This is a genomic window from Bariatricus sp. HCP28S3_D3, from assembly GCF_052065755.1.
Classification (GTDB): domain Bacteria; phylum Bacillota; class Clostridia; order Lachnospirales; family Lachnospiraceae; genus Allocoprococcus.
This window is the reverse complement of the sequence record NZ_JBQHTK010000007.1, coordinates 120,305-126,779: the sequence shown is the minus strand read 5'-3', so window position 1 is coordinate 126,779 and position 6,475 is coordinate 120,305. Positions and strand designations below refer to the sequence as shown.

General features: G+C 42.5%; 5 protein-coding genes and 1 pseudogene. All 6 read right to left on the bottom strand.

Annotated features, from left to right (window positions below; all coding sequences use genetic code 11):
• Positions 1-298 precede the first annotated feature (298 nt).
• Complete coding sequence (locus tag ACTNB3_RS07655; protein WP_427806981.1) at positions 299-1,102, bottom strand: SDR family NAD(P)-dependent oxidoreductase; 804 nt, start codon at positions 1,100-1,102, stop codon at positions 299-301.
• 136 nt (positions 1,103-1,238) lie between these two features.
• Entirely contained in the window at positions 1,239-3,368 is a 2,130-nt protein-coding gene (locus tag ACTNB3_RS07650; RefSeq protein ID WP_441024957.1) for an LTA synthase family protein, read from the bottom strand.
• Positions 3,369-3,394: 26 nt separating this feature from the next.
• Positions 3,395-3,718: pseudogene (locus ACTNB3_RS07645) on the bottom strand (guanosine polyphosphate pyrophosphohydrolase); the annotation flags it as partial.
• A gap of 148 nt (positions 3,719-3,866) precedes the next feature.
• On the bottom strand, positions 3,867-4,949 hold the full coding sequence (locus ACTNB3_RS07640) for a M20/M25/M40 family metallo-hydrolase (protein ID WP_441024956.1): 1,083 nt from the start codon (positions 4,947-4,949) through the stop codon (positions 3,867-3,869).
• Positions 4,950-4,973: 24 nt separating this feature from the next.
• Positions 4,974-5,732 (bottom strand): amino acid ABC transporter ATP-binding protein, encoded by a 759-nt coding sequence (locus tag ACTNB3_RS07635; protein ID WP_427819652.1) that lies wholly within the window; start codon positions 5,730-5,732, stop codon positions 4,974-4,976.
• Complete coding sequence (locus ACTNB3_RS07630; RefSeq protein ID WP_427806974.1) at positions 5,719-6,474, bottom strand: amino acid ABC transporter permease; 756 nt, start codon at positions 6,472-6,474, stop codon at positions 5,719-5,721. The genes ACTNB3_RS07635 and ACTNB3_RS07630 overlap by 14 nt, the downstream gene beginning before the upstream one ends.
• Between the last annotated feature and the right edge of the window lies 1 nt (position 6,475).

Below are 6,475 nucleotides of genomic sequence, written 5' to 3'. Positions count from 1 at the left end.
ATGGTTTTCGCCTATATTGCCCAGGCTCAACTTCCCTTTGTTCTCTTTCGAGACCTTTTTAACGATACGGCAGAATTCACTTAATGTTACGGTCTGCACGATTGCTCGCACTTCTTATCAAGGTTACTTTATCCACTCGCTTAGCACCCTGTATTACTACAGCGCACCGAGTTTAGCTACACGGCTCACTGGCGATTTCCGTGACCGGACTTGCACCGGCAAGTGTGGTCCAGCTTCGCTGGACACACGCAACAGAAAAGAGTTCCCTTTGCGGAACTCTTTTCAAAAATATTTTCTTTTACCATGTACGTGAGCTGAGCTGTTTGAACTGAGCAACGGTAGAAACATGTGCATTCAGACCACCGTCTACAGTAACAACCTGTCCTGTGAAATAGCTGCTTTCATCAGAAGCAAGATACAGACACATATTTCCGATATCTTCCGGGCATCCATAACGGTTAACCATGATGTTGCTCAGGAAAATGTCTTTCAGAGCCTGTGGTACATTTGCTTCATTCTGTGGTGTAACAATAAGTCCCGGACGAACACAGTTGCAACGAATGTTCTTCTTGCCGTACTGAAGTGCTGTAGACTTGGTCAGCATATCAACACCTGCTTTTGCACAAGCGTAAGCTGTTGATCCAAGGTCGCCTCCGCAGGAAGCCATAGAACCGATATTGATGATAGAACCACCGTTCTCATTCTTCTCTAAATATGGAAGTACGCATTTTGTAGAGTAGAATGTACCGCGCATATCACTCTGGAAAATAGCATCCCACATCTCAACTGTAAGCTCATCAACACGTCCGTCCTTCAGAGCTACGTTAGCAGCGTTATTTACCAAAACATCAATCTTTCCATACTTTTCTGCTGTATCAGCAAATAACTTTTCGATACTTTCCAGATCTGTAATATCCATAAAGTGATAAGAAGCTTCTCCGCCTTCTGCCACGATGCTGTCAACAACAGCCTGTCCTTTTTCAGCTCTACGTCCACAAATCACTACTTTAGCGCCTTCAGCTGCAAATAATCTGGCAATTCCGATTCCGATTCCGCTGGTGGAACCTGTAACAATTGCAACTTTGTCCTGTAATCTTCCCATGATAATCATCCTCCTTAATTATGCATTCTGCACGTATATTCATATAATAACGTGCCGAATTTCAGCTAATATTACTATAGCGCATTGCACCCAATAAATCAATAGATTTAAAACATATAAATAAAAGTTATTATTTTCACAAACCCGTGACCAACCGGTAATAATCATTTTCAATGATGATCGATGTCATTTGAAGCCGGCAGGCAGCTATGGCTTTGATACGCTCCGTGTAAGCTTGTATTTCTTCATCCGTCATAGAAACTCCCAAAGCAGGCGTGAACGTGCCGGTAAAGCGATTATAACTCCCCTTGTCCGTCAGCCATGAACTGGAGAAAAACACGACCAAAGGCTCGGAATCCGAAAGAATATCCCTTCCTGCCAGAAGCCTGGAATCATAATCGAGCCCCAGTAAATTCAAAACCGTCGGCAGAATATCCACCTGACAGCAGGGTTTGTTAACCGTCACACTCTCTTCCATCCCAGCAGTCCACATAATAAGTGAATTCTTATATACGTCAAAATCCACGGACTTCTCATTCAGCGATTCAAGAGAATCCTTTCCAAAGGAGCGTCCCGCCAGTTCTTCTATAACATCAATATCCGAATAAGGAATATGATCCGGAGCCATAACAATCAAAGTCCGGTCTGCAATTCCCGCTTCCTCCAGCGCATTTACCAGACGGGTCAGTCCCTTTTCCAGTTCCAGGTTCGCCGCAATATAGGACTTTGTCTTCTCCGAGTACGGAAGAGACGCCACAGCCTCCTGATTCCTTTTGGACATCTGGTTGCTTTCAAACCCATACGGCAAATGACCGCTCAGCGTCAGATAATAGATATGAAACGGTTCCTTTGTCAAATACTCTTGAAGACTCTGTTCCACCATATAGTCGTCCGACTGGGGCCAGTAAGCATCGCCCTCCTGATTTATTTCTTTCGTCAGCAGATTCAGACACTCCGAACACTGCCGCCAGTCATATCCCAAATTAGGATGTGACAGAGCCCTGCCATACATATTTTCATTAAAATGAAAACCAATACACGTATAATCCAAAGGCTGCAGTATATTTGCCAGCGTAAAAGGCAGGCTTATTCCTTGTTCCCCAGTCTCCTTCATGCTGACCGGAAATCCATTTTTTGGGTACAGTCCCGTAAGATTCTGGAATTCACCCCCGGAAGTACTTGTAAAATGAAGCGCCGAATAAAACCGGTTGAATACGAATCCTTCATGTGTCAGCCGGTACAGCGTCGGAGTCAATGTCTCATCGATCAAATACCCGCTGAACCCTTCGGCCGTAATAAATATTACATTATAGTTTTCAAACATTCCCGTATACTCATTTTTTCTCGTCGGCGTTACTGTCTGAATATACTCCGAAAGCCATTTTACATCCTCATTCGGGGCTTCATCGATCCATTTTTGCAGATCCAGCTCCAACACATTCGGAGAAGTATCAATTTCCGGTTCCGCCACCTCCTCTGCTATTTCTTCATCCTGAACCGCCTTCTCATTTTCCGCATCGGCAAGCTGTTCCAGACTGATATCCATATTACTGTTACTTCCGAAAATCATATGTTTACAATCCAGACGAAGCATCGTAAGAAGTCCCAGCTGCTCCACCTGATCATCCGTATTCGTATCCATAGCATAGAGCTTTTCCGGAGTAAAATCGCCTTCCCAGGGATAAAGATAAACCATAGCCAGCGTCAAAAGATAAAACACCACACAACCTATCATCGGAACAGCGGTAAATCTGTACAGAAACAGGAGTCTTTTCTGTAGAGGCCACCGTTTTTTTGTATCGGTTTTTATCTTTATTCCAAATGTATCAATTCGAAAAACCTGTATAGCGCACATCATTCCCGGAACGACCAGCATAAGAAGCAACCCGATCCAATTCTGTTCAAGAGCCTTCACAACGGCATTTCGATAATCTCCGAGCCGATTGCCTGCAGCCGTATCGAGCGCACTGAATAACTGAAAATACTGCTGCAGAATCCTGCGGCAGATCATTTCCACACAAAACAGCACGGCCAAAAACAAACTGAACACACTTGTCAGAATATGCCTCGTTCTTTTGCTAAAACAGTTCACCAGAGCGCTGACCAGCATTCCAAGTGAAACCGCAAAACAGACAATAATCGGAAAATATGCCATCCTAAGCCGCATATAGAGATGAAAAACCAATTCCAGGTATAATAACAGAATCGGAAAATATAGAATACAGGCATATTTCATAACCCTTCTCAAGCTATCTTTTGTTTGCATTTTTATTCCCCTTTATCTGACTGACATCAATCAATCAGGTCATTCTGAAATCTAGACAAATGTTCATACGGCAGGATCTGTCGCCCCCGGTAAAGCCCACATCCATCGTTGATCAGACTGTTATTTACAGCCGAAAACATATTTACATCAAGTTCGGCAAGATTCAGCTGAAGCAGACGCATCCCCCGCTCATACGCTTCATCAAAATAAACACACTCCCCTTCCGGAACTGCATCTCTTCTCACCCGTTCGTTCTCCTGGCGTTTCTCGTACCCTAGGTGATTGGCCGGTCCGATTTCCGCAATATCGTCCATCGTTTTTGTACAAAGCAGATCTTCCATATAATTCTGAAGTATTTTAATAACCGTATCTCCGGAATACAGGTAATCGTTCAATATTATCATTCGTGTCACTCCTGATATTGATTCTTTTAATTGACATTAATTATAACACACATATCCTGCATTTTCAGTTTTTTTCTTTATCTTTACTGTTTATTTATATCTCTTCATTTCTCACAATTTCCTTTAATATTTCCACCACCTTTTCCATTTCAAAAAGATTCGTGTATTCCTCAACACTATGCACGTTATACATAGAATTGGCGACAACGATTCCTTCGATTCCTTTCTGCGCAAATACATTCTGGTCGCTTCCTCCGAATGTCTTCTCCAGTTTTGGCGAAGGTCCAACCGCTTTTACTGCATTTTCAAACTCTTTCACAGCTTTGCTTTCTAATAAAGTCTCATAGGCCTGAATATGAATTTCCTCCTCCCATGACACAGTTGCTCCAGAAGCGGCTGATTCCTCTTCAAAAATGCATCTGTATTCATCCGCAAGTCTAATTGCATCCTCATGTTGCATACTTCTTATTTCTCCCTGAATCCTTACTTCATCAGGGACAATATTGGTCCCTTTTCCACCTTGTATGATGCCCACATTTCCCGTCACACCTTCCTTCACTTTTCCAAGCTGCAGTTTTCCGATCGCCCTCGACGCAGCCTGAATTGCATGAATTCCTTCTTCCGGATTAAATCCTGCATGTGCCGCTTTTCCGCGAACTACAGCTTCAAACGATAAAATTGTAGGTGCTGCATACGCTGCCCTTCCGACCGGACCACTCAAATCCAGCACATATGCTGTTTTTGCTTTTACCTTACGAAAATCAAATTTCTTAGCACCAACACAGTACCGTTCTTCACCCGTAGTAAATAGAAGTTCTATTGCTTTATGTGGGATATGATTGTCCATAACATATTTTGCCACTTCATAAATTTCCACCAGTCCGGAAAAGTCATCAGCGCCCAGAATCGTTGTTCCATCACTGGAAATTATACCGTCTGCGTTTACAACAGCCTTTTTCCCCTTCCCTGGATTCACAGTGTCCATGTGAGCAGACAGCAAAAGGTAATCCCCTTTGCCTTCAATTTCAGCATAGAGATTACCCGAATTGTCTTCTTGAAGATGAATACCTATTTCCTCATATTTTTTCTTTAAAAACTTTATAATCCCATTTTCTTCTCCTGAAGGAGAATCAATTTCAACCAGTTGTAATAATAACTTCTTTATTTCTTCAATCATCGACACATACTCTCTCTTTCCTCATCAAATTACATAATCCGGTTCATTCATCAGATTCATTTTGCGGAAGAATTCTATTGTACGTTCATTCTTTGGATTATCAAACACTTCTTTCGGAGTTCCATCCTCCACAATATGCCCTTTATCCAGGAAAATCACTCGATTAGACACATGTCGCACAAAATTCATTTCATGCGAAACCAGAATCATCGTGTAACCTTTCTCTGCCACCCTCTTGATTACATCCAGGACTTCACCAACAAGCTCGGGATCCAGCGCTGATGTAGGCTCATCAAGAAGAAGAACCTGCGGTTTCATAGCCAGAGCACGTGCAAGAGCCACCCTTTGCTGCTGTCCTCCTGACAAATGTTTTGGATAATGATTTGCCCATTGCGCCATTCCCACATTTACCAATTCCTGCATCGCAATTTTTCTTGCCTCATCTTTTTTAATCTTCTTTACCGTAACAAGACCTTCCATTACATTTTCCAGAGCAGTTTTCTTCTCAAACAGGTTAAACTTCTGAAAAACCATTCCGGTATTTTTTCGCAGATCCAGAAGATTTTTCGGCTTCTTCTGAGCAAGTTCCACTCTCTCTTCGCCTATATATACCACACCTTGCTCTGGAATTTCAAGATGGTTGATACAACGCAGTAATGTCGATTTTCCAGTTCCCGATGGGCCGATCACTCCCACAACATCACCCTTGTGGATTTCCAGATTCATATCGTCCAACACCACATTATCATGATACTTCTTTGATAAATGTTCAATCTTTATCATATATGCACTCCTTTATACGCGCCGGTGACACCATCGCAACTTGCTCCGGTATACGTATTCGTTTCTCAATAAACTTAATCAATTGTTCAATTATAATCGTAATGACCCAATATATGATAGCAAGTGAGACATATACTTCAAAATAACGATATGTCCTTCCTCCGATGATTTTACCCTGGGCAGTAATCTCTACAACTGCGCAGGTAAATGCCAACGATGTCCCCTTGATAATACTGATCAACGAGTTACCCAATGTAGGAAGCGCCACCTCGAACGCTTCCGGGATAATAATTCTTCTCAAAGCCTGTCCATAGGTCATACCAAGCGCACTGGCGGCCTCTATCTGTCCCGAATTTACTGACTGCAGGGCAGAACGTATTATTTCAGCCATAAACGCCGCCTGATTCAAGCCCAATGCAATCATCGCATACACAAACCCGGGAATATCAGCCACAGCAAGATCAGTTCCCCAGCTGTTGTTGATTGCCGTAAATATCATCGGTATCCCGAAAAATGCGACATAGAGTTGAACAATGACAGGCGTTCCTCGAAGCATTGATATGATAATATTCACAATCTGTGTCAGCACTTTTATATTTTTCATCTTAATAATAGCCATTATGAGCCCTATAACAAGTGCAAGCACCATCGCCAGCAATGCCAGTTCCAGAGTTATAGGAAGCTTTTCCAACAATTCAGGTATTGATGAAAATACCAGTGAAACATCAAATAATTTACCCATT